Consider the following 22,640-nt stretch of genomic DNA (forward strand, 5'->3'; position numbering starts at 1 on the left):
GGCTACCGGGCCAGCAGGGCGCGCAGCGCCTTGACGACCTCGGCGGGGGCCTCCTCGGCCATGAAGTGCCCGCAGGAGACGGTGCGGTGCTCCAGGTCCGCCGCCCACGCCCGCCACAGCCCGGCGGCGTCGAAGCCCAGCGCCGCGCCCCAGTCCTGCTGGAGCACGGTCACCGGCATCCGCAGCCGGTTGCCGGCCGCCCGGTCGGCCTCGTCGTGGGCCACGTCGATGCCGGCCGACGCCCGGTAGTCGGCGACGATCGAGGGGACCGCCGCCCGGGACGCCGCCAGGTACGCGTCCCGCACCTCCGCCGGGATGGCCTCCGGATCCCGCGTCCAGCTGTCGAGGAAGTGGCCGAAGAAGGCGTCCGGGCTGGCGCCGATCAGCTGCTCGGGCAGGCCGGGCGGCTGGGCCATCAGGTAGAGGTGGAAGCCGACGGCGGCGCTGGTGCCCCGCATCACCGCCCACATGTCCAGGGTGGGCAGCACGTCGAGCGAGGCGAGGTGGGTGACCGTGGCCGGGTGGTCGAGACCGGCGCGGATCGCGACCAAGGCGCCCCGGTCGTGCCCGGCCAGGGCGAAGCGCTCGTGGCCCAGGGCCCGGGCCAGCGCGACGATGTCGGCGGCCATCGTCCGCTTGGCGTACCCGGTCCCGTCGGGGTCGCCGGGCTTGTCGCTGTCGCCGTAGCCCCGCAGGTCGGGGCAGATCACCGTGTGGTCGGCGGCGAGATCGGCGGCCACGTGCCGCCACATGAGGTGGGTCTGCGGGAAGCCGTGCAGCAGCACGATCGGGCTGCCGGAGCCGCCGACGGCCACGTTGAGCGCCACGCCGTCGGCGACGGTGACGCGGCGGTAGTCGAATCCGGGGATCCTCTGGTTCACGACGGGCCTTCCTGGAGGTCAGGTGTGGTGTCACCGGCGGGCCGCCGGCGTTCGGACCCGTCGAGCCTGACCGGCGGGAGTCAGCGGTGGATGAGCAGCGGATGAGTGCCGTGGCCGCCGACCAGGGCGATCACCTCGCCACCGGCGCCGGCCTAGATTGGGTGCCATGACGGGGGCGGCGACGGACGGGGTGGCCTTCGGCGTGCTCGGGCCGGTGCGCGCCGTCGACGCCGGTGGCCCCGTCCCGCTGAAGGGGCCCCGCCAGCGGGCGGTGCTGGCCCGGCTGCTGATCGCCCGGGGCCGGGTGGTGCCGGTCGAGCGGCTCGTCGGTGACCTCTGGGCAGAGCCATCCGACGGCGCGGTCGCGGCGATCCGGACGTTCGTCGCCGATCTGCGCCGGGCCCTGGAACCCGGTCGGCGGCCCCGACAGCCCGCCCGGATCCTGGTCACCGCGCCGCCCGGCTACGCGCTGCGGGCCGCGCCGGACGCGGTCGACGCCTGGCGGTTCGAGGACGCGGTCGCCGAGTCCGGTCGGCTGCTGGCCGCCGGCCAGGCCGGTACGGCACTGGACAGCCTGACCGACGCGCTCGCCCTGTGGCGCGGCCCCGCGTACGCCGAGTTCGCCGGCGAGGGCTGGGCCCGCGCGGAGATCAACCGGCTGGACGAGCTGCGCATGCTGGCGGTGGAGCGCCGGGCCGAGGCGCTGCTGGCGCTGGGCCGCGCCGCCGAGGCCGCCACCGACCTGCGGACCCACACCGAAGCCCACCCGCTCCGCGAGGACGCCTGGGCGTTGCTGGCCCTGGCCCGCTACCGGTCCGGCCGCCAGGGCGAGGCGCTTGCCGCGCTGCGCCGGGCCCGCGCCACCCTGGTCGGCGAACTCGGCGTGGACCCGGGCCGCCGGTTGCGGCAGCTGGAGGCGGACATCCTCGCCCAGGCCCCGCACCTGAACCCGCCCGAACCGCCCACCGCCGCGCCGGCCCACCAGCCGGCTCCGGTCGACCGGCCAGAACCGGCCGGCGGTCCGGCGCCGGCCGAGGGGCCGACGTCGGTCGCCGGCCCCGGGCAGGTCGAGGGGCGGGCGCCGGCCGTCACCGAGGCGGCGGACCGGCGGCCGTTCGTCGGTCGGGATGCGGAACTCGGCCAGCTGCGGCAGGCCGCCGAGCGGGTCGTCCGGCGCGGCCGGCCCGCGCTCGCGCTGGTCTCCGGCGACGCCGGCGCCGGCAAGACCGCGCTCGCCGACGCGCTCGCCCGACGCCTGTCGGCCGCCGGCTGGACGACCGCGTGGGGCCGCAGCCCCGAGTACGAGGGCGCCCCCGTCGCCGGACCGTGGACCCAGCTCACCGACGCCCTCACAGCAGCGGCCGGACCGTCCGGGCCCGCGAGGGCCGGGCCCGGCGCACCGGCGCAGGCCGGGCCCGGACCGGCGGAGACCGGGCCCGGCGCACCGGCGACCCCGTCGGCCGGCGGTCCACCCCCGGCGGGCGGCCTCCCGGAGCCCGGTCCGGACCGGGTCGAAGACCCGGCGGCGCGCCGGTTCCGGCTGCACCGGGCCGTCGCCGCGCTGGTCACCGCGGCCGCCGCCCGGGCGCCGGTGCTGCTGGTCGTCGACGACCTGCACCGCGCCGACCCGGACACCCTGGACCTGCTGACCGCCCTGGTCGGCGAGCCCGAACCGGTCACCGGCCCGGTGCTGGTCGTCGGCACGTACCGGGCCGCCGAGATCGGTCCCGAGCTGACCGCGGCGCTGGCCCGGGTCGCCCGGACCGAGCCGGTCCGGGTCTACCTGGGCGGGCTCGCCGAGCCGGCGACCGCCGAGCTGACCCGCGCGGTCGCCGGGCCGGACCTCGACCCGTCCGTGCTGCACCTGGTCCACCAGCGCAGCGGCGGGAACCCGTTCTTCGTCCGCGAGCTGGCGCGGCTGCTCGCCGCCGACGGTGACCCGGCGCTGCGCGAGGTGCCCGCCGGGGTGCGGGATGTCATCCGGCACCGGCTGGGCCGGCTGCCGCACGCCGCGCAGACAGTGCTGCGCCAGGCCGCCGTCCTCGGGCGGGACGTCGACCCGGAGGTGCTGGCCGCGCTGAACGGTGACCCGGCGACCGTGCTCGACGCGCTGGACCACGCCCTGCATGCCGGTTTCCTCACCGAACACGGCGCCGACGGCCAGCTGCGGTTCACCCACATCCTGGTGCGCGACACGCTCTACGGCGACCTGTCCGCGCCGCGCCGCGCCGGGTGGCACGCCGCCGCCGGTGAGGCCGTCGAACGGCTGCACCCGGACGACGTCGCCACCCTGGCGCACCACTTCACCCACGCCGCTGGTCGGGCCACCGCGCCACGCGCCGCGCGTTACGCCCGGGCCGCCGCCGAGCAGGCCGAGCGCCGGTTCAGCCCGCACGAGGCGGCCCGCCGGTGGCGGCAGGCGGTCGCCGCCCACGACCGGGCGGGCGGCGGCGACGTACGCGGGCGGCTGGCGGCCGTGATGGGGTTGGGCCGGGCGCTCGCCGTCACCGGTCACCTCGACGAGGCCCGCCGGCTCCGGTCCACCGCGCTCGCCACCGCCGCGGGGCTCGACGACCCCGACCTGACCACCAGCCTGCTGACCGCGTACGACGTGCCCGCCAGCTGGACCCGCAACGACGACGAGCAGCTGTCCCGGCAACTGGTCCGGGCCGCCGAGCAGGCGCTGGCCGCACCCGGCGGGGACGAGCCGGAACGACGCGGCCGGCTGCTGAGCACGCTCGCCCTGGAGTCGCGCGGCACCACCACCGACCGGGGCCGGCGGGCGGCCGGCGAGGCGGAGACCATCGCCCGCCGGCTGGCGGACCCGGGGCTGCTGGCGGTCGCGCTGAACGCGCGCTACCTGCACACCTTCGCCCGCACCGGCCTCGCGGCCGAACGCGCCCGGATCGGCGCCGAACTGGTCGATCTGGCCGCCCGGCACGAGCTGGTGAGCTTCGAGGTTCTCGGTCACCTCGTCCTGCTCCAGGCCCACTGCGCGCTCGCCGACCTGGCCGCCGCGGACGCCCACGCCGGCGCCGCCGACCGCCTCGCCGAGCGGTACGACCTGCCGCTGGTGGGAGTCTTCACCGGCTGGTACGCGGCCCTGCGGCTGGCCGTCGACGGGCAGCCGGCCGCGGCGGAGGCCGGGTACCGCGCCGCCCAGGCCCGGCTCGCGGGCAGCGGGATGCCCGGCATGGAGCACGGGCTGCTCGCCCTGGCGCTGCTCTGCCTGGGGCTGACCGGGCCGCACGACGAGGCGGGCCGGCCGGCCGCCGGAGCGGGCGGACCAGGGGACCCGGACGACTGGGCAGGCTGGGACTTCGGGCCTTACCAGCCGTGGGCCCGGCCGTTCGTGCTGCTCCGGGCCGGCCGTCACGACGAGGCAGCGGCGGCGTTGCGTGCCCTGCCCGAGTCGCCGCACGACCTGCTCCGCGAGGCCCGCCTCTGCCTCGCCGCCCGGGCCGCCCTCGCCCTCGACGACCACGCCACCATGCGGCACGCCTACGCCGAACTGCTCCCCGCCGCCGGCGAGCTCGCCGGTGCGGGCAGCGGCGTGCTCACCCTCGGCCCGGTGGCCGGGCACCTCGGCGACCTCGCGGCCGCCCTGGGCCACCCCGAACGGGCCGCCGCGCACCACGAGACGGCCCGGACCGTCGCGGCCCGGGCGGCACGGCACGCGTGACCGCCGTTGCGCCGGGGGCGGACTCAGCCCAGGGTCGCGCCGGCCGTCCCGCCCGGCGCGTCGCCGGCCCGGGCGAGCACCGTGCCGTCCGGCGCCCAGATCGCCGACCCACCGGCCGCCTCGGCGTACCCGCCGCCGGTCGTCCCGGCGAAGCTGGCCACCGCCACGTGCACCCGGTGCGTGGTGGCGATCCGGTGCGCCCGCTCCGCGACGACCGCCGCGTCCCGGGCGTGCTCCAGGACACCCGCGACGTAGCCGTCGACGCCGAGCGCCACGGTCCGCGCCGCGTGCTCGGCGATCCCGGTGTCCCGGCAGATCGCCAGCCCGAGCCGCCAGCCGTCCACCGTCAGCACCGCCGGCGCCGAGCCGGGGGAGAAGCGCTCGCTCTCCGCCCCACCGGGCCACATCTTCCGGTACGCCACCCGTGCTCCGGTCGCGTCCACGGCCAGCATGGCGATGTGCTCACCCTGTACCGGGGCGCCCGCCAGAGCCAGCGTGCCGGTGTCGGCGCACGCCTCGACCAGCGGCCCCAGCCGGGGGTCGTCGACGTCCACCGGTGGGGCGTCCAGCTGGTAGCCGGTGAGCGAGAGCTCGGGGAAGACCACCACCCGGGCGCCCGCCGCACGGACCATGGCGGCGTGCGTCGCCGCGTTCACCTCGACGTCGTACGCCACACAGGGCGGCTGCGCGACGACGATGCGCAACGGCGTACGCATGGCGGCTCCTCTCCACGACGGACCCGCAGGATAGGCGGTGACCCTGTGGTTTTCCGCACCCCGCCCGGTGCGGACCGCCCGCCGGGATCGACGGCCAGCCCCATGGCCGGCTCCCAGGAACGGTTCGTAGCGTGTGGGCCATGATTCGTAGCGCGCCGCACGCCCTGCTCGCCGCCACCGGTCAGGCCGAACCACCCCAGGACGGCCTGGTCGGCTACGTCACCGGCCTGGTCGAACGGCTCGGCGGCCCCGGCGCCGGCCTGGCCGTCGCCCTGGAGAACCTCTTCCCGCCGATCCCGAGCGAGGTGATCCTGCCGCTGGCCGGCTTCGTCGCCGGCCAGGGCCGGATGAGCGTGGTCAGCGCGATCTTCTGGACCACCCTCGGCTCGGTGCTCGGCGCGCTCGCGCTCTACTGGATCGGCGCCGCGCTGGGCCGGGAGCGGGTGCGGGCCATCGCGGAACGGCTGCCGCTGGTCAAGCTCAGCGACGTGGACCGGACCGAGGCGTGGTTCCTGAAGCACGGGGTCAAGGCGGTCTTCTTCGGGCGGATGATTCCGATCTTCCGCAGCCTGATCTCCATTCCCGCCGGCGTGGAGCGGATGCCGGTCTGGACCTTCGTCGTCTACACCACGCTGGGCAGCCTGATCTGGAACAGCACCTTCGTGCTCGCCGGCTACCTGCTCGGCGACAACTGGCACCTCGTCGAGGGGTACGTCGGCGCCCTGCAGAACCTCGTCATCGTCGCCTGCGTGGCCGCCCTCGGCTGGTTCGTCGTCTCCCGGCTGCGCCGGCGGGCCAGGGCGGGCGCGGAGCCGGTCGCGCCGCCGCCGTCCGCGCCGCCGGCCGCCGGCGTGCCCGACCCTCGCGGGCGGGGCACCATCTACCGCAGCGCCTACACCGACAGTCAGCACAGCGGCTGGGACTACGACGGGGTGCGGTGAATCCGCGGGAGCAGCCCCGGCCCGCGCTGCCGCGCGCGGCCAGGGTGCCGATCGGCGTCGCCGCCGGGATCCTGACCGCCGTCGGCGAACTGCTGTTCCTGGTCGTCGCGGCCGTCGCGGCCGCCGTCGCGGTGGTCGTCCCGCCGTCCCGCCGCCGGGCGCACGCCGCGATCCTGCGGTACGCCGCCCGGCTGGTCCGGCTGGAACGCCGCCGGTTGGCCGGCTTCCTCACCACCGAGGTGGCCTCGGGCGGGCCGGCCACACCAGGCTGGCGAGACGTCGGCTACCTGGCGGCCCGGCTGCTGCCCGGTGCGCTCGGCGCCCTGGCGTACGGGCTGCTCGCCGTCGGCGTGGTGCTGGCCGTGATCGTGCTGTGGGCCGTGCTGCGTGGCACGCTCGAACCCGCCGACGCCCTGGTGCAGGTCGTCATCGGCGCCGCGCTGCTGCTGGTCAACGTCCAGGCCGTCGCCAGCATCGCGGCGCTGGACGTCCGGCTCGCCCGCCGGCTGCTCGACGCCGGCTCCCGGGCCGAACTGGAACGGCGCGTCCGAGAGCTGACCACCAGCCGCGCCGAGGTCGTCGCCGCGGTGGACGCCGAGCGGCAGCGCATCGAACGGGACCTGCACGACGGTCTCCAGCAGCGTCTCGTCGCCCTCGGCATGCTGCTCGGCCGGGCCCGGCGCAGCCGCGACCCCGAGCGCGTCGCTGCCCTGCTCGCCCAGGCGCACCAGGACGCCCAGCAGGCCATCGCCGAGCTGCGCGAGGTGGCCTGGCGGGTCTACCCGTCCGCCCTCGACGACGGTGACCTGGGAGAGGTGCTCCGCGTCGTCGCGGACCGCTCCGACATCCCGGTGCGCATCCGGTACGACGTGGCGACCCGCCCCGACCGTCCGGTCGAGACGGTGCTCTACTTCGTGGCCTGCGAGGCGCTCACCAACGCCGCGAAACACGCCGCGGCTAAGCTGATCATCGTGGAGGTCGAGAGCCGGGCGGGGACGATCCGGCTGCGGGTGCACGACGACGGTGTCGGCGGCGCCGACCCGACCGGCGCCGGCCTGACCGGCCTGGCCCGCCGGGTGGCCGCCCTGGACGGCCGGCTGCGGGTGGACAGCCCGCCCGGCGGGCCGACGACGGTGCTCGCGGAGCTGCCGTGCGGATAGTGCTGGCGGAAGACTCGGCCCTGCTGCGGGAGGGGCTGGCCCGGCTGCTCGCCGAGGAGGGGCACGAGGTCGTCGCGGCGGTAGCCTCGGCCGACGACCTGGTCACCGCCGTCGAACGGCACCGACCCGACGTCGTCGTCACCGACGTCCGGATGCCGCCCACCAACACCGACGACGGCCTCCGGTCGGCGCTGGAGATCCGGCGTCGCTGGCCGGCGACCGCGGTCCTGGTGCTCTCTCAGTACGTCGAGCGGCGGTACGCGACGCGGCTGCTCGCCGACCACCCGGAGGGGGTCGGGTACCTGCTCAAGGACCGGGTCGCCCAGGTCGACGACTTCCTCGACGCCCTCGACCGGGTGGCCGCCGGCGCCACGGCGCTGGACCCCGAGGTGGTCCGCCGGGTCCTCGCCGGCGCGGAACCAGCCGATCCGCTGACCCGGCTGACGCCCCGCGAACGGGACGTGCTGCACCACATGGCCCAGGGGCACACGAACGCCACCATCGCCGAACGGCTGCACGTGTCGCAGAGCGCCGTCGAGAAGCACATCAACACGATCTTCGACAAGCTCGACCTGTCGCAGACGTCCGGGTACAGCCGGCGGGTGCTCGCGGTGCTGCGGTACCTGGGCGTCTGACCGGCCCGTCCCCCTCGGTTTGATGCTGGCGGCCGCACCCGCAATCGCGCCGGGCTGAGCCGTGCCGTTGTGGCTGCCGGTTCGTGCGTTGGCGGGGTTGGTTGGGGCGCGGCGTCCGTGTGCGGTGGGTGGGTGGTTGCGGTTGGGGTGTGGCCCGCCGTGACCGGCTTCGGGCGGTCAGGCTTGATCCCTGCGCCGGTCACGGCGGGCCACACCCACGTCGTGCTTGTCGGCCGCGTTGTCGGGCTTACCAGGAGCCGACGGCCTTGCCGTGGTTGATGCTTGGTGCGGCGTCCTGTCGAGCTGCCCCGTTCATGGGACCACTGGGCTGGCGACGACCGGTCGTCGTGCTCGCGCACGATGTCCCGCGCCCCTGCAGACGGGCCGCGCGCCCCTACAGACGGGGCAGCTCTGAAGCGCCTGCGGATCCGCCGGCTGCTTCCCTGCCGGTGGGTGTTGCAAACCCCCGAAGTCCACCCGGGCATCCGATATCCGAACATTCCGCGCATCCGCGCATCGGGCTCCGGGGGGGGCGTGCTGGCCCGTCGTCGTTTCGCCGATGTGGCGGTATCGACCCGTCCGGGATGGCCCCATATCGGCGACCCGGTGTCGATCACGCCGTCCAGCCCTTCGCCCGGGTCGGTGGTTCGACCCACCTGCTGGGGTGTTTGTCGGGTTTGGGGGTGTGACCGGTGGCATCCGGGTGGTGGAATCGGGGCCGGGTCGGGGGCGTTACATCATGCGGACGATCGAGCAAGGGCACGTCGCCGGCACCGACCGGCCCGGTGGGCTCGGCGGAATGATGGCGGGTGGCGGGTCGTTACATCCCCCGGCGATCGCAGCAACACCCCGCCTGGCTCCGGCTGGTCGAGGGTCGTGGCCCCGGAATGATGGTGGGCTGGCGGTCGTTACACACAGTCCGGCACCGCGGCTGGGCACCCCCGCCCCGCTGGTTTGGTCGGGCATCTGGCACCACGGGCATCCCCCGCCGCGCGAGTGCCGAAGAGTTCTTCCCCCAAGTCTTGAGCGCCTGATGGTGCTTGCGCTACCTCGCCCGTCCCCCTGGGTTTGGTGGCGTCATCCCCCGAAGGAGCTTGTGATGACCACGATCATGCGTAAGAGCGTTCTGGGTATTGCTGGTCTGGCTTTCGCCGGTGGCATCTTCGCCGGCCCCGCCACCAACGCCGAGGCCGCCCCGGTTGAGGCCGTGAAGCCGGTCGCCGTGAGCGTGCAGGCCGACAAGCCGGGCGTCGACAAGGCGAAGCTGATCCCGCATGGTGTGCAGGGTGAGCAGTCGCGCATCGACCTGAACGACGAGCAGGTGGAGAACGTGAAGGCGATCATCGCGGCGACGAAGAAGTCCAACATGGACGAGCGGGCCGCCGTGGTGGCGATCGCCACCGCGCTGCAGGAGTCGAAGCTGGAGAACCTGGGTCACCTGGGTGAGCGCAACGACCACGACTCGCAGGGCCTGTTCCAGCAGCGCCCGTCCTCGGGTTGGGGCACGGTGGAGCAGATCACCGACCCCGAGTACTCGACGATGGCGTTCCTGAAGGGTCTCAAGCAGGTCGACGGGTGGCAGGACATGCCGCTGACCAAGGCCGCGCAGACCGTGCAGGTGTCGGCCTACCCGTTCCACTACGCCCAGTGGGAGCAGCAGGCCGCCGACCTCGTCGCCAAGCACTGGAACAGCTGACCCAACCCACCAAAACACTTTCCTCATAGGGGGACTGCTGGCCGACACCCACACCGGGTGCCGGCCAGCAGCACATCCACCGACCGCAGGGCCGACACCCCACCAACGGGTGCCGGCCCTGCGGCGTGTCCGAGCACCCGGACGCAGCAGGCTGGCCGCATCCGATCATGGACGCCGGCCGGGGTGCATCCGTAGTCAGCTGGTCGGCCTCCAGCCGGAGTCGTTTCAGCCGGTCGTGCCTGCGAGCTCGGCGGTTGCGGCGGCGCCCCGGCGTTCGTCGTCCTCGACGTGGAGGTAGTCGGCGAGGCGGGCGGCGGCGAGGAGCATGGCGCGCCCCCGGGCAGCCAGCCGGGCGCGCCAGCCCTCCAAGGAGCCGGCCAGCGCCTCCGGCCCGTCGGCGTCGCGGACCCGCCGCATGACGGTGGCGATCTGCTCCAGCAGATAGCCGCCGCGCCGGAGCAGGTGGGCCAGGTCGGCGTCGCGCACGTCGTCCGGGTCGTACAGGCGGTGGTGGGTGGCGCGGTCGCGGACCGGCTCGAGGATGCCGGCTCGTTCCCATTTCCGCAGCGTCGCGGGTGTCACCCCGAGCCGGTGGGCGAGGGCGCCCACCGTCAGCGGACGGTCGGGCCGGTCCGTGGCCGGCGGGTTCGCGAGGATGCCGACGGCCGACTCGACGGCGTCGAGCGTCTCCCGGTCCCGTAGCAGCTGGGCATGGCTGCGGTCGATCGCCCGTAGGGCGGTGTCCAGGTCACCGGCGTTGACGGCGCGCATGATCTCGCCGCTGGTCGCGTAGCCGTGCGCCGGGATCAGCGCGAGGTACGCCCGCAGAGCTATTGCGTGCCGGGCCGAGTAGCGGCGGTACCCGCTCGGCGTGCGGTGGGCCGCCGGGATGACGCCGGCGTGTTCGTAGTTGCGGACCGCCTGGGTGGAGATGCCGTGCTCGCGGGCGAGGTCCACCGGCCGGTGACCACCCGCCTTGGCATGTACTCCGGATTGAGACTTCAGGGGGACTCTCCTGTGCTACGCGACCTCGAACCTTCACAAGGTAGTTCAAGGATACGGTTGAGGCCATGACTTCTGGACGTGAATCATCGGTGGGTTGGTCGTACGACGAGGGCCGGGAGCCGGTGTCCGCCGAGGCGCTCGCCGAGCGGATCCTCGCGCTGCCCGACGTCGCCCAGGTGGTGGCCGACGAGACGTCGGGCGTGCCCGAGACGCACTGGGGTGACCGGTTCTTCTTCGTCGGGCCGGACCGGCGTCGGCCGTTCGCCACCATCGTCTACCACGACACGCCCGGCTTCGATGAGGACTCCCGGCTCGACCGGCCGGGCGTCTACCGGCTGAACGTCGAGCTGGGCCGGGCCGAGTTCCAGCGCCGGTTCGGCTACCCGCCGGCGGGGTTGCCCGACCACCGGTCGGAAGTCGATTTCAGCCGGCTGGACGAGATCCAGCCCCATCCCGCGTACGGGCTGCACGGCTGGGCGTGCGTCCTCAACCCCGGCGTCGAGCGGCTGCCGGAGGTCGATCGGCTGCTCGACCACGCGTACCGCCGGGCGCTCGCCCGTCACCAGCGGGCCCTCGACCGGGACGGGGCCGTCCGATGACCCGCCGGCAGCCCTGAGAAATCAGTCTCACCTGGCCGGGAACAAGAACCGGGGTCGGTAGGTTGAGGGAGGTGTCGGTGTGATCAGTGTCCCCGGGCCTCACCATATTGCCTTCGCGGAATACCGTACGGCTGGAGCCGCGTCGCGCCACTCGCCGAGAGGCGACCTGCACACCGACACCCCAGCGCCGCCCCCGAGCCCGTCCGGGCCCGGGGGCGGCGCTGTCTCGTCCGCCCGTGCCGCCCCCGAGAGCCAGACGGCCCGCAGCCCCGCGCGCCGGCCAAGTCCGAGAGCCGGGCGCGGCGCAGCGGCCGACAGCCGGTGTGGAGATCGCCCTCAGCCGAGGGCGAACGGGGCTTCGGTAGGGGCGCGGGGGAGCGGACAATGCCCGGATGGGTGTCGAGCAGGTATGGACCGAGCAGACCGGAGCGGTCGCTCTGCCCAGCGGCGTGACGGTGCGCGGTCGACGCATCGGTGATCCGGCCACACCGGCCGACTTCGCCCTGCTGCTGGCGGACGGGCCGGCGCCGCAGTGGCCGCACCGGCGGATCCGGTGGCCGGACTTCTGGATCCCGGTCGACCGAGCCGACGCGCTCGACGCGCTGGGGGAGGCGCTGCGCCGGGCGCACGACGGTGAGCGGGTCGAGGTGGCCTGCCGTGGCGGTACCGGCCGGACGGGCACCGCCATCGCGGCGCTCGCGATCCTCGACGGACTGCCGGCCGAGCGGGCGGTGCAGTGGGTACGCGCGAACTACCGTCCGCGCGCGGTGGAGACACCCTGGCAGCGGCGTTGGCTACGCCGACTACCACGCTGAACCCGCTGCTCACGAGGCTTGCCGGGCCTGTGGTGCCGGTCATGAACGGGTTCGCCCGGCGCCGTCCGGGTATCACGGGCACGCGCGCCGTGTCGGCGCGGCGTCGGGCCGCTGACCACCGTGACCACCGTGCCGACCGCCGGCGCGGCGTCCGGTCGCTGGCCGCCGTGGTCCCGGTGCAGGGGCACCGGGACCACGGGCTCACGCCGCGACGTACTCGCGCAGGTGCTGAGCGGTCAGGGTGTCGCCGTGGGCTACCAGGTCGGCCGGGGTGCCGGTGAAGACGATCCGGCCGCCGTCGTGCCCCGCACCCGGCCCCAGGTCGATCAGCCAGTCGGCATGCGCCATCACGGCCTGGTGGTGCTCGATGACGATCACCGTGTTGCCGGCGTCCACGAGCCGGTCCAGCAGGGCGAGCAACTGGTCGACGTCGGCCAGGTGCAGGCCGGTGGTGGGCTCGTCGAGCACGTAGGTGCTCGCCTTGTCGGCCATGTGGATGGCCAGCTTGAGCCGCTGCCGCTCGCCCCCGGAGAGCGTGTTGAGCGGCTGGCCGAGGGTGAGGTAGCTGAGCCCGACGTCGACCAGCCGGTCGAGGATCACCCGGGCCTGGCCGGTGGGGAAGAAGTCGCGGGCCTCGGCGGCCGACATCGCGAGCACCTCGCTGATGTTCTTCCCGCGCAGCCGGTAGGTGAGCACCTCGTCGGTGAAGCGCCGACCCTCGCACCGCTCGCAGACCGAGGCGACGCCGGCCATCATGGCCAGGTCGGTGTAGACCAGGCCGATGCCCTTGCAGGTCGGGCAGGCGCCCTCGGAGTTGGCGCTGAACAGGGCGGCCTTGACCCCGTTGGCCTTGGCGAACGCGGTGCGGATCGGGTCGAGCAGCCCGGTGTAGGTGGCCGGGTTGCTGCGCCGGGAGCCGCGGATCGGCGACTGGTCGACGATCACCACGCCGTCGCGGCGGTGCAGCGACCCGTGGATCAGCGAGCTCTTGCCCGAGCCGGCCACCCCGGTCACCACGGTCAGCACGCCGAGCGGCACGTCGACGCTGACGTCGCGCAGGTTGTGCAGGTCGGCGTTGCGGATCGACAGCTGCCCGGTGGGCCGGCGCACCTGCTCGCGCAGTCGGACCCGGTGGTCCAGGTGCCGGCCGGTGAGGGTGCCGGAGCGGCGCAGGCCGGCGACGTCGCCGGTGTAGCAGACCTGGCCGCCGGCGGTGCCCGCCCCGGGCCCGAGGTCGACCACGTGGTCGGCGATGGCGATGGTTTCCGGCTTGTGCTCGACCACCAGCACCGTGTTGCCCTTGTCGCGCAGACGCAGCAGCAGGTCGTTCATCCGGGCGATGTCGTGCGGGTGCAGGCCCACGGTCGGCTCGTCGAAGACGTACGTGACGTCGGAGAGGCTGGAGCCGAGGTGCCGGACCATCTTCACCCGCTGCGCCTCGCCGCCGGAGAGGGTGGCCGACTCCCGGTCCAGGCTGAGGTAGCCCAGGCCGATCTCGACCAGCGAGTCGAGCAGGTCGCGCAGGTTGCCGACCAGCGGCGCGACCGACGGGTCGTCGATGCCGCGGACGAACTCGGCCAGGTCACTGATCTGCATCGCGGAACACTCGGCGATGTTGCCCCCGGCGATCCGGGACGACAGTGCCGCCTCGTTGAGCCGGGTGCCCCCGCAGGCGGAGCAGGTGGTGAAGGTGACCGCCCGGTCGACGAAGGCACGGATGTGCGGCTGCATCGACTCGCGGTCCTTGCTCAGGTAGAGCCGGCGCACCTTCACCGCCAGGCCCTCGTACGTCCAGTTGTTGCTGCCCATCTTGATCTTCGTGGCCGGCTTGTGGAGGAAGTCCTCCCACTGCTGCGGCGTGTAGTCCTGGAGCTTGGCGTCCGGGTCGAACAGGCCCGAGCCGACGATGGTCTGCCAGTACCACGAGTCGACGGCGAAGTTCGGCACCTTGATCGCGCCGTCGTTGAGCGAGCGCTCGACGTCGACCAGCTCGTGCACGTCGAGGTCGGAGACCCGGCCGAGGCCCTCGCAGGTCAGGCACATCCCCTCGGCCAGGTTGAAGCTGAACGCGCCAGCCCCACCCACCTGCGGGCTGCCCAGCCGGCTGAACACGATCCGCAGCATCGCGTACGCGTCCGTCGCGGTGCCGACGGTCGAGCGGGAGTTGGCGCCCATCCGCTCCTGGTCGACCACGATGGCCGGGGTGAGGTTGCGCAGCGAGTCGACGTCCGGGCGGCTCAGGCTCGGCATGAACGACTGCAGGAAGGCGCTGTAGGTCTCGTTGATCATGCGTTGCGACTCGGCGGCGATGGTCCCGAAGACCAGCGAGGACTTCCCTGACCCGGACACTCCGGTGAAGACGGTCAGTCGGCGCTTGGGGATGTCGACCGAGACGGAGGCGAGGTTGTTCTCCCGCGCTCCGCGTACCTCGATCATGTCGTGGCTGTCGGCAGCGGACCGTGCTGGCTGCGGCATGCGAACCCTTCGCGAGATCGTGGGCAGGGTGAATCCCGCCCGGGCTTCCACGGGTCTGGCAGCCTTCAATTGTCTCATTCATTCGCACATAGAGGGTTTTCCGCGCAGCTCAGCGCCAAGCTCGCCGGAAAGGCCCGGCAAAGTCTCAAACGACGTGTAAGCGGTAGGGTGAGCCGGTGGACGGGCGGGACGGGCGGCTGCGGGCGGTCGACCTCGCCGCGACCGTCGGCATCTCGGTGCAGCAGGTCCGTAACTACGTCGACCTCGGCGTGCTGCCACCGGTCGCGCGAACCCCGGCCGGCTACCGGATCTTCACCGCCGGGCACGCCCGGGCGCTCGAGGTGGCCCGGCGGCTGGCCGACGGGCACGGCTGGGCGCGTACCCGGGAGGTGATGGCCGCGGTGCACCGCGGTGACCTGCCGGCAGCGCTGGCCGCGCTGGACGCCGGGCATGCCGAGCTGGACCGGGAGCGGGCCGAGATCCGGCGGGCGCTCGGCGCGTTCGAGACCGTGGTGGCCACCCCGCCCACCGCCGCGCCGGCGCCCCGGCGCGGCCTGCGGATCGGCGTGGTCGCCCGCCTGGTCGGGGTCCGCACCTCGCAGCTGCGGCTGTGGGAGGGGCGGGGCCTGCTCCGACCGGTGCGCGAGCGCGGCACCGGCTACCGGGTGTACGACGAGGCGGAGCTACGCGCGGCGCAGGTGGTCGCGCTGCTGCGCAAGGGCGCCTATCCGTTCGACATCATCGCCGCCGTCCTCGACGAACTGCGCACCACCGGCAGCCCGCAGCGGGTCCGGGCCGAACTCGCCCGGCGCGAGCAGGACCTGCACCGGCGCAGCCTGCGGCGGCTGGGCGGCTCGGCGGCGCTGCACGACTACCTGCGCCACCGGGGACTGGTCGGCTGATCCCAGGCCACCACGCCACCACGCCACCAGGCCACCGGGCCACCGGGCCACCGGGCCACCGGGCCACTGAGGAGGCCGGACGGCGGGGTGGCCACCACGGCCCACCGAAGGGCCGCGTTTCGGCGCGAGCGACCGGCGGGGCCGACCTCGCTAACGCAGCACGAGCAGGTCGAGGTGGTCGACGACCGGGCCGCTGTCGTCCCGGGCGGCGGCGGCCAGTCGCGCCACCCCGGCCGCGTACTCGTCGTCGCTGATCAGCTGGAGCGGGGTGTGCGCCCGGCGGTCGAGGCGCTGCGCATACTGCGCCAGCGAGGCGGCGGTGGTCTGTGCGACCGGCTCGACGCTGCTCACCGGGAAGCCGGCCGCCGCGAACGCCGAGCGCACCCGGGCCAGATCGGGGTAGCGGTCCAGGACGCGGACCGCCTCGGGGAACCAGTGGAACAGGGCGATCCGGTGGTGCCGGCCGGGAAACGGCGAGCGGATCAGCACCGGTGCGCCCGGGCGGAGCACCCGGCGCAGCTCGTGGGCCGCCGCGTCCAGGTCGGGGACGTGGTGGATCATCGTGGACAGCCAGGCGGCGTCCACTGTGGTGTCCCGCAGCGGCACCGCGGCCGCGTCGCCGGCGACCAGCGGCCGGTGGGTGGTGCGGGAGCGCATCGCCTCGGCCGGCTCCACCCCCACCACCCGGACGCCGAACCAGTCGGTGAAGGCGGCGGCCCAGGCGCCGGTGCCGGCGCCGAGGTCGAGCACGGTCATCCCGGCCCGGGGGCGCAGGTGCTGGCCCACCGCGTGCCGCCAACGGTCCAGCCCGTTGCGGGGCAGCTCGCGGGTCGCGGCGAAGGCGGCCGCGTCGGTGTCGTCGAAGGAGATCAGAGCCACGCCATCACCTCGCCACCGTCGCCGGCCGGTCCGGGCGATCGTCACCCGGTTCTAGTCGGTCGCGGCCACCGCGGGCAACGGCTTGTGAGCCAAACGACCGCCGGCACGGCGCGGCGCGGGCGCGCCGCCCGCACCGGTGATCGCGTCACCGCGGGTCCCGGGGCCGCCTCCGGTGGTGGGCGGCTCCGACCGGACCGGGCGTGCCGGTCAGGGTCGGGGAGTGACGGTCAACAGCACCACGGCGTCCTCCTCGGCGTGCAGGGCGTGCCGGCGCGGCGGGATGACCAGCAGGTCGCCCGGTCCGCCCGCGCAGGACTGCTCCCCGGCGGTGAGCCGGACCCGCCCGCGCAGCACCTGCACGGTGGCCTCGCCCGGGCTCTCGTGCTCGTCCAGAGACCGCCCGCCGAGCAGGGCCACCAGGGTCTGCCGCAGCCGGTGGTGCGCACCGGGGTGCAGGGAACGTCCGCTGCGTCCGCTGCTCGCCTCGCGTGCCGACGTCAGTTGCTCCTCGGCGAGCTGGGACAGCGACAGGACCTCCATGGTCGACCTCCGTGGACTCGGACGGACAGGCTCGGGCGGGCACGGGCGCCGGCCGGCGGCTGGCTGCCGCACCCGGTCACCAGCGTCGTCCACGGGCGGCCCGGTGGGCAGGGCCGATGGTCCCGGACGGCGGGTGGCCTCCGGCACCAGCGTCGGCGGCTCGGTTCCCGCGGGCCGGCGTCACCGGAAATCCCGCCCGTTAGGGTGACGGGCATGAGGGTTCGGCTGCTGGTGGCCACCGCGGCCGCCGTACTCCTGCCCGCCGGCGCGGTCGCTCCGGCGGCGGCCGCCGCCGCGCCCACCGCGCCCACCCCGCCCGCCGCGCTGACCGGCGAGCCGGCGCAGCCCTGCCCGCGGGCACCGGCGCCGAAGGTGTCCCGGCCGCCGCGGCCGTCGCCACCGCCGGCGGTGACCGAGGACCGGATGGTGGGTGGCCGGGCGCTGGCCACCGCCGGGCTGGTCGTCCCCGCCGGGATCGCGGCCCCGCCCGCGGTCACCGCGACCTCGTGGCTGGTCGCCGACCTGGACACCGGGCAGGTGCTCGGTGGCTGCGGCCCGCACGAGTACGGCACCCCGGCGAGCGTGCAGAAGCTGCTGCTGGCGGCGACCATGCTGCCCCGGCTCGACCCGAAACAGGTCGTCACGGTCGTCGACGAGGACCTGGACATCGAGCCGGGATCGTCGGCCGTCGGTCTGGTGCCCGGCGGTCGCTACCCGATCGAGACCGTCTGGCTGGGGCTGCTGCTGCAGTCCGGCAACGAGGCGGCCAACCTGCTGGCCCGCCTCGGCGGCGGCGCGGAGGGACGGGCCGGCGGGGTGCGCGCGATGAACGAGTACGCGCGCCGCCTCGGCGCCCGCCAGACGCACGCGGTCACCCCGTCCGGACTGGACGGCGCGGGCCAGTTCACCAGCGCGTACGACCTGGCGCTGATCGCCCGGGTCTGCTTCGCCGACCCCACCTTCCGCCGGTACGCGCTGACCGAACGGACCCGGATCCCGGCCCAGCCCGCCCGCAAGGCCAAGGGCTTCGAGATCCAGAACGAGAACCAGCTGATCTACCGCTACCCGGGTGCGCTGGGCGGCAAGACCGGCTTCACCGACCTGGCCCGGCACACGTACGTCGGGGCCGCCGAGCGGAACGGACGTCGGCTGGTGGTGACCCTGCTCGGCGCGGAGCCCCGGCCGGCCCGGGGCTGGGAGCAGGGTGCGGCGCTGCTCGACTGGGGTTTCTCGCTACCCCGCGACGCGGCGGTCGGCCGGCTGGTCGAGCCGGGGGAGCTGGACGACCCGCCCTCGCCCGCCCCGGCCGCCACCGGCGACCCGCGCCCGGCCGCGGTGAGCGGTCCGGCCGACGAGGGGGCGGCGGGCCGGTGGTGGGGCGGCGCGCTCGGCGGGGCCGGGGTGCTGCTGCTCGGCGGCCTGCTCTGGGGACGCCGGACGGTCCGCCGCCGCGCCCGCTGACCGGCCGGTGTGTCGCCGATCGACAACCGGCTATCAGCTCCATAGACTGCGGTCTCTCTGGCACCACGAGTTCCAGGAGGATGCCCGTGTCGAGTGAACCCCGACCGCAGCCGGTCCCGTCCGCCATCGCGACGCCCGGCCGACCGTCCCGCACACTGGCCCGCCTCGCCGGTGCGGCCCTGCTGGCCGGGGCGTTGGTCGGCGCCGGCGGCACCGCCGCGGTGGCCGCCCCCGCCGCGCCGGGCGGCGCGACGCCGACCGCCACCGCCGGGGGCGAGCTGCCGGGGACCACCCCTGGGCCGTGCGCGTACACCGAGACGCCGGAGGACCCGGCGGCCCGGCCCGTCCCGCTGCCGCCCGACCCGCGGCGCACCCCCGACCGGGGCACGGTCCGGGTGACCCTGCGCACCAACCAGGGGCCGATCGGCCTGACGCTGGACCGGGCCGCCGCCCCGTGCACCGTGCAGAGCTTCCTGCACCTGGTGCGGCACCGCTTCTACGACCGCACCTCGTGCCACCGGCTGACCGCGTACCCGACGCTGAAGGTGTTGCAGTGCGGCGACCCGTCCGGCACCGGCTCCGGCGGCCCCGGTTACCGGTACCGCGACGAGCTGCCCACCGACCTGCCGCCGGCGCCGACCGACCCGACCGGGGAGCGCAAGGTCTACGCTCGCGGCGTGCTCGCCATGGCCAACGCCGGTCCGGACACCAACGGCAGCCAGTTCTTCCTGGTCCAGTCGAACTCGGCGCTGCGTCCGTACTACACGATCTTCGGCTCGGTGGACGCCGCGGGCCTGGCCACGCTGGACCGGATCGCGGCCGGCGGCATCGCCCCGACGGCGGAGGACCCGGCGCCGGTGGACGGCGCACCGGCGCTGCCGGTGGAGATCTGCCGGGCGGTGCGGCACCACCACCACCGCTGACGGTCGACGGCCCGCTCTCCGTGCCGGCCACGTGGGCCGGAGAGCGGGCCGCAACTATCGGGTCGTCACCGGAAGCGGAGTCACCGGCCTGCCGAGAAAGGGGTGGCCGTCGCGGCCGGCTGTGCTACCGGGCCGGCGGTGCGGCGGAGCTGTCCCGCACCACCAGATCGGTGGCGAGTTCCACCCGGGGGGAGTCGATCGCCTCGCCCTGCGCCAGCCGCAGCACGGTACGGGCGGCCAGCCGGCCCATCTCCACCAGCGGCTGCCGGACGGTGGTCAGCGGCGGTGAGGCCCACCGGGCCTCCGGCAGGTCGTCGAAGCCGACCACGCTGACGTCGTCGGCGACCCGCAGGCCGCGGCGGCGGACCGCCTCGTAGACGCCGAACGCCATCTGGTCGCTGGCGGCGAAGATGGCGGTCGGCGGCTCGTCCAGGTCGAGCAGCGCGGTACCGCCGGCGAAGCCGGAGGCGTGGTAGAAGTCGCCCGGTTGCACCAGCCGGTCGTCCACCGGCACCCCGGCGGCCTCCAGCGCCGCCCGGTAGCCGTCCAGCCGGGCGCGGCTGCACAGCAGCTGGCTCGGCCCGGCCACGAACCCGATCCGCCGGTGCCCGAGCGAGAGCAGGTGCTCGGTCGCGGCGAGCCCGCCGGCCCAGTTGGTCGCCCCGATCGTCGGCACGTCGATGGCCGGCACGCCGGCCGGGTCGACCACCACCACGGGCACGTTGAGCCGGCGCAGCTGCGCGTGCAGCGGCGGGCTCAGGTGCGACGTCACGAAGATGACGCCGTCGGTGGCCCGGGCGCGCAGGTTCTGCAGCCACAGCCGGGCCGCGGTCGACTGCCGGTGGATCGCGGAGACCACGGTGCCCACTCCGGCGCCGTGCGCGACGTCCTCCACCCCCCGGATGATCTCCACCGCCCAGGGGCTGTCGAGGTCGTTGAAGACCAGGTCGACCAGGCCGGCGCGGCGTACGGTGCGGCTGCCCCGGCGCCGGTAGCCGTGGTGGCGTAGCAGCTCCTCGACCCGCTCCCGGGTGTCCGGGGCCACGTCCGAGCGGCCGTTGAGCACCCGCGACACGGTCGGCACCGAGACACCCGCCTCCCGTGCGATCGCGGTGATGGTCACCCTGCGTCCCTCGTCCGCGTCCACCCGCGTCTCCTTCACCGGTCGGGCCGGGGCCGACCGTCGCCACCGAAATCCCGGAACGGCACGTCCGCCCCACGGTCATCTTGCCCCACCGACGGGGGTTGACGACACGGCCGGTCGGTCCTAGCGTTTCGACGAGTTGCGGGGATCTTCCGGAAGTTTATCGGACGCTTTCGGCCGTTCGACCTGGCAGGCGGGTGTTTCCAGACCTTCGAGAGGATGTCACGTGCAGCTGACCCGTACCGTCTCGGCCGGTGCGGCGCTCCGCGCCGCGCGGCGGTAGCCGATGGCCCTCACCGACCTGCCGGAGGAGCAGCTGCGGGCGTACCGCAGCGAGGTGCGGGCACCGAGCGACTTCGACCGGTTCTGGGCCGACACCCTCGCCGAGGCCCGCGGCTGCGGGTGGCCGGCGCGGACCGCGCCGGTGGAAACCGGCCTGGCCACTGTCGACGTCCTCGACGTCACCTTCGCCGGGTACGCGGGGCAACCGGTGCGGGCCTGGCTGCGGCTGCCCCGGCACGCGCCGCGGCCGCTGCCGACCGTGGTGCAGTACGCCGGCTACGGCGGCGGCCGGGGGCACCCGCTGGAGAACCTGCTGTGGGCGTCGGCAGGCTTCGCGCACCTGCAGATGGACACCCGGGGGCAGGGCTCCGGCTGGAGCCGGGGAGACACCCCGGACCCGGCCGCCGCCGGCCCGGAGGCGCCGGGCGTGACCACCCGGGGGATCGAGGACCGGCGCACCTACTACTACCGGCGGCTGATCGCCGACGGCGTCCGGGCGGTCGACGCCGTGCGGACCCTGCCGGCGGTCGACCCGGCGCGGGTCGCCGTGCTCGGGCACAGCCAGGGCGGCGGGGTCGCGCTCGCCGTCGCCGCCCTGGTGCCCGACCTGGCGGCCCTGGTGGCGGGGGTGCCGTTCCTGTCCGACATCCCGCGCGCCGTGCTGGTCACCGACGCCCATCCGTACCGGGAGATCCGCGACTACCTGGCCATCCACCGGCACGCCGAGGAGCGGGTGCTGGCCACCCTCGGCTACGTCGACGGCGTCAACTTCGCCCGTCGCGCCGAGGTGCCGGCCCGGTTCTCCGTTGCGCTGATGGACGAGATCGTGCCGCCGTCGACGGTCTTCGCGGCGGTCAACGCCTACCGGGGGTCGGCGGAGCTGTCGGTCTGGCGGTACAACGGCCACGAGGCCGGCGGGATCGACGACGACGAGGCCGCGCTGCGCTTCCTGCGCGACCACCTGTCGTCGAACCGGGTTCCGGCCGTCGCGCAGCCTGATACACATCAGGTGTGACCAGGTCAGGCAGGGTCCGCTGGGCACCGCCAGCCGGCCGGCGGGCGGCCGCGCTGGTCGCGGCGGCCGGGCTGCTCGCCACGACCGTCGCCGGCTGCGAGCGGCCCTCGCCGGAGCCGGCGCGAAGCAGGCCGCCGGCCCCGACCGCCGCGCCGCCGCTACCCGGCTTCGTGGTGCTCTCCGACGTCGACCCGCGCATCCTGACCGACATCCGGTACGCCGGGGCGCACAACTTCGTCGGCCGGCCGATCGCCGGCTACCGGGAACCGCTCTGCCTGCTCACCCGCCAGGCGGCGGAGGCGTTGCGCCGCGCCCAGGACGCCGCGCTGGCCGGCGGGCACAGCCTCAAGGTGTACGACTGCTACCGCCCCCAGCCGGCCGCCGACGACTTCCTCGCCTGGGCGAAGCGGCCGGGCGAGCGGCAGATGAAGGGGGAGTTCTACCCCCGGGTGGCAAAGTCGGCGCTGTTCGACCAGGGCTACCTCGGGGCGCCCACCGCGCACAGCCGGGGCAGCACCGTGGACCTGACCCTGGTCGGCGTCCCCGCCGCCAGCCAACCACCGTACGCGCCGGGCCAGCCGCTGGTCCCCTGCACCGCGCCGGCGGGGCAGCGGTTCGCCGACAACAGTGTCGACATGGGCACCGGGTTCGACTGCTTCGACCGGCTCGCGCACACCGACGACCCCCGGGTCACCGGCTCGGCCCGGGAGAACCGGCGGCTGCTCCGGCGGCTGATGACCGACGCCGGCTTCGTCAACTACGACCGCGAGTGGTGGCACTACCGCTATCAGGACGAGCCGTACCCGGACACCTACTTCGACGCCCCGGTGGCCCGCGCCTCGGTCGGCTGACCCGGCCCGCGCCGGCCCGACCGCCAACGGGCATGATC

General features: G+C 75.0%; 19 protein-coding genes. 12 read left to right on the top strand and 7 right to left on the bottom strand.

Annotated features, from left to right (window positions below):
- Positions 1-2: 2 nt before the first annotated feature.
- A complete protein-coding gene (locus FHX32_RS33100; RefSeq protein WP_167191921.1) occupies positions 3-881 on the bottom strand; it encodes an alpha/beta fold hydrolase in 879 nt (292 codons plus the stop codon).
- A 166-nt stretch (positions 882-1,047) separates the two neighbouring features.
- Between FHX32_RS33100 and FHX32_RS33105 the strand changes: the two genes are divergently transcribed.
- A complete protein-coding gene (locus FHX32_RS33105) occupies positions 1,048-4,563 on the top strand; it encodes a BTAD domain-containing putative transcriptional regulator (RefSeq protein WP_167191923.1) in 3,516 nt (1,171 codons plus the stop codon).
- A 23-nt stretch (positions 4,564-4,586) separates the two neighbouring features.
- Here the strand turns inward: FHX32_RS33105 and FHX32_RS33110 are convergent, their stop codons facing one another.
- Complete coding sequence (locus FHX32_RS33110) at positions 4,587-5,279, bottom strand: carbon-nitrogen hydrolase family protein (RefSeq protein WP_167191926.1); 693 nt, start codon at positions 5,277-5,279, stop codon at positions 4,587-4,589.
- 140 nt (positions 5,280-5,419) lie between these two features.
- Between FHX32_RS33110 and FHX32_RS33115 the strand changes: the two genes are divergently transcribed.
- From FHX32_RS33115 to FHX32_RS33130, 4 genes are all read left to right on the top strand, one after another.
- On the top strand, positions 5,420-6,220 hold the full coding sequence (locus tag FHX32_RS33115; RefSeq protein WP_167191928.1) for a DedA family protein: 801 nt from the start codon (positions 5,420-5,422) through the stop codon (positions 6,218-6,220).
- Complete coding sequence (locus FHX32_RS33120) at positions 6,217-7,380, top strand: sensor histidine kinase (RefSeq protein WP_486481456.1); 1,164 nt, start codon at positions 6,217-6,219, stop codon at positions 7,378-7,380. The genes FHX32_RS33115 and FHX32_RS33120 overlap by 4 nt, the downstream gene beginning before the upstream one ends.
- On the top strand, positions 7,371-8,015 hold the full coding sequence (locus FHX32_RS33125; RefSeq protein WP_167191930.1) for a response regulator transcription factor: 645 nt from the start codon (positions 7,371-7,373) through the stop codon (positions 8,013-8,015). The genes FHX32_RS33120 and FHX32_RS33125 overlap by 10 nt, the downstream gene beginning before the upstream one ends.
- 1,099 nt (positions 8,016-9,114) lie before the next feature.
- Positions 9,115-9,711 (top strand): hypothetical protein, encoded by a 597-nt coding sequence (locus FHX32_RS33130; protein ID WP_167191932.1) that lies wholly within the window; start codon positions 9,115-9,117, stop codon positions 9,709-9,711.
- A 225-nt stretch (positions 9,712-9,936) separates the two neighbouring features.
- On the opposite strand, the gene FHX32_RS33135 is transcribed toward FHX32_RS33130, so the two are convergent.
- Entirely contained in the window at positions 9,937-10,668 is a 732-nt protein-coding gene (locus FHX32_RS33135; RefSeq protein ID WP_486481457.1) for a MerR family DNA-binding transcriptional regulator, read from the bottom strand.
- A gap of 113 nt (positions 10,669-10,781) precedes the next feature.
- Here FHX32_RS33135 and FHX32_RS33140 point away from each other — a divergent pair, with 113 nt between their 5' ends.
- Complete coding sequence (locus tag FHX32_RS33140) at positions 10,782-11,315, top strand: DUF6194 family protein (RefSeq protein ID WP_167191934.1); 534 nt, start codon at positions 10,782-10,784, stop codon at positions 11,313-11,315.
- 392 nt (positions 11,316-11,707) lie between these two features.
- Entirely contained in the window at positions 11,708-12,130 is a 423-nt protein-coding gene (locus tag FHX32_RS33145) for a protein-tyrosine phosphatase family protein (protein ID WP_167191936.1), read from the top strand.
- A gap of 201 nt (positions 12,131-12,331) precedes the next feature.
- Here the strand turns inward: FHX32_RS33145 and FHX32_RS33150 are convergent, their stop codons facing one another.
- The gene (locus tag FHX32_RS33150; protein ID WP_167191938.1) at positions 12,332-14,605 is read right to left on the bottom strand and encodes an excinuclease ABC subunit UvrA; all 2,274 of its coding nucleotides are present in this window, start codon (positions 14,603-14,605) and stop codon (positions 12,332-12,334) included.
- Between the two features lie 176 nt (positions 14,606-14,781).
- On the opposite strand from FHX32_RS33150, the gene FHX32_RS33155 reads away from it, so the two are divergent.
- Positions 14,782-15,507 (top strand): MerR family transcriptional regulator, encoded by a 726-nt coding sequence (locus tag FHX32_RS33155; protein ID WP_167191940.1) that lies wholly within the window; start codon positions 14,782-14,784, stop codon positions 15,505-15,507.
- A gap of 150 nt (positions 15,508-15,657) precedes the next feature.
- Here the strand turns inward: FHX32_RS33155 and FHX32_RS33160 are convergent, their stop codons facing one another.
- On the bottom strand, positions 15,658-16,386 hold the full coding sequence (locus FHX32_RS33160) for a class I SAM-dependent methyltransferase (RefSeq protein WP_167191942.1): 729 nt from the start codon (positions 16,384-16,386) through the stop codon (positions 15,658-15,660).
- Between the two features lie 207 nt (positions 16,387-16,593).
- Positions 16,594-16,926 (bottom strand): cupin domain-containing protein, encoded by a 333-nt coding sequence (locus tag FHX32_RS33165; RefSeq protein ID WP_167191944.1) that lies wholly within the window; start codon positions 16,924-16,926, stop codon positions 16,594-16,596.
- 213 nt (positions 16,927-17,139) lie between these two features.
- Here FHX32_RS33165 and FHX32_RS33170 point away from each other — a divergent pair, with 213 nt between their 5' ends.
- Both FHX32_RS33170 and FHX32_RS33175 read left to right on the top strand, forming a co-directional pair.
- Positions 17,140-18,387, top strand: coding sequence for a serine hydrolase (locus tag FHX32_RS33170; RefSeq protein ID WP_167191946.1), 1,248 nt, complete (start codon positions 17,140-17,142; stop codon positions 18,385-18,387).
- Between the two features lie 179 nt (positions 18,388-18,566).
- Complete coding sequence (locus tag FHX32_RS33175) at positions 18,567-19,310, top strand: peptidylprolyl isomerase (protein WP_486481478.1); 744 nt, start codon at positions 18,567-18,569, stop codon at positions 19,308-19,310.
- Between the two features lie 124 nt (positions 19,311-19,434).
- Here the strand turns inward: FHX32_RS33175 and FHX32_RS33180 are convergent, their stop codons facing one another.
- A complete protein-coding gene (locus FHX32_RS33180) occupies positions 19,435-20,457 on the bottom strand; it encodes a LacI family DNA-binding transcriptional regulator (RefSeq protein ID WP_167191948.1) in 1,023 nt (340 codons plus the stop codon).
- Between the two features lie 283 nt (positions 20,458-20,740).
- Here FHX32_RS33180 and FHX32_RS33185 point away from each other — a divergent pair, with 283 nt between their 5' ends.
- Both FHX32_RS33185 and FHX32_RS33190 read left to right on the top strand, forming a co-directional pair.
- Positions 20,741-21,751, top strand: a complete 1,011-nt coding sequence (locus tag FHX32_RS33185) for an acetylxylan esterase (protein WP_167191949.1) — start codon at positions 20,741-20,743, stop codon at positions 21,749-21,751.
- Positions 21,748-22,602 (top strand): M15 family metallopeptidase, encoded by an 855-nt coding sequence (locus FHX32_RS33190; RefSeq protein ID WP_486481458.1) that lies wholly within the window; start codon positions 21,748-21,750, stop codon positions 22,600-22,602. Before FHX32_RS33185 ends, FHX32_RS33190 begins: the two co-directional genes overlap by 4 nt.
- The last annotated feature ends 38 nt before the right edge of the window (positions 22,603-22,640 follow it).

It is taken from the genome of Micromonospora sp. CNZ280 (assembly GCF_011759515.1).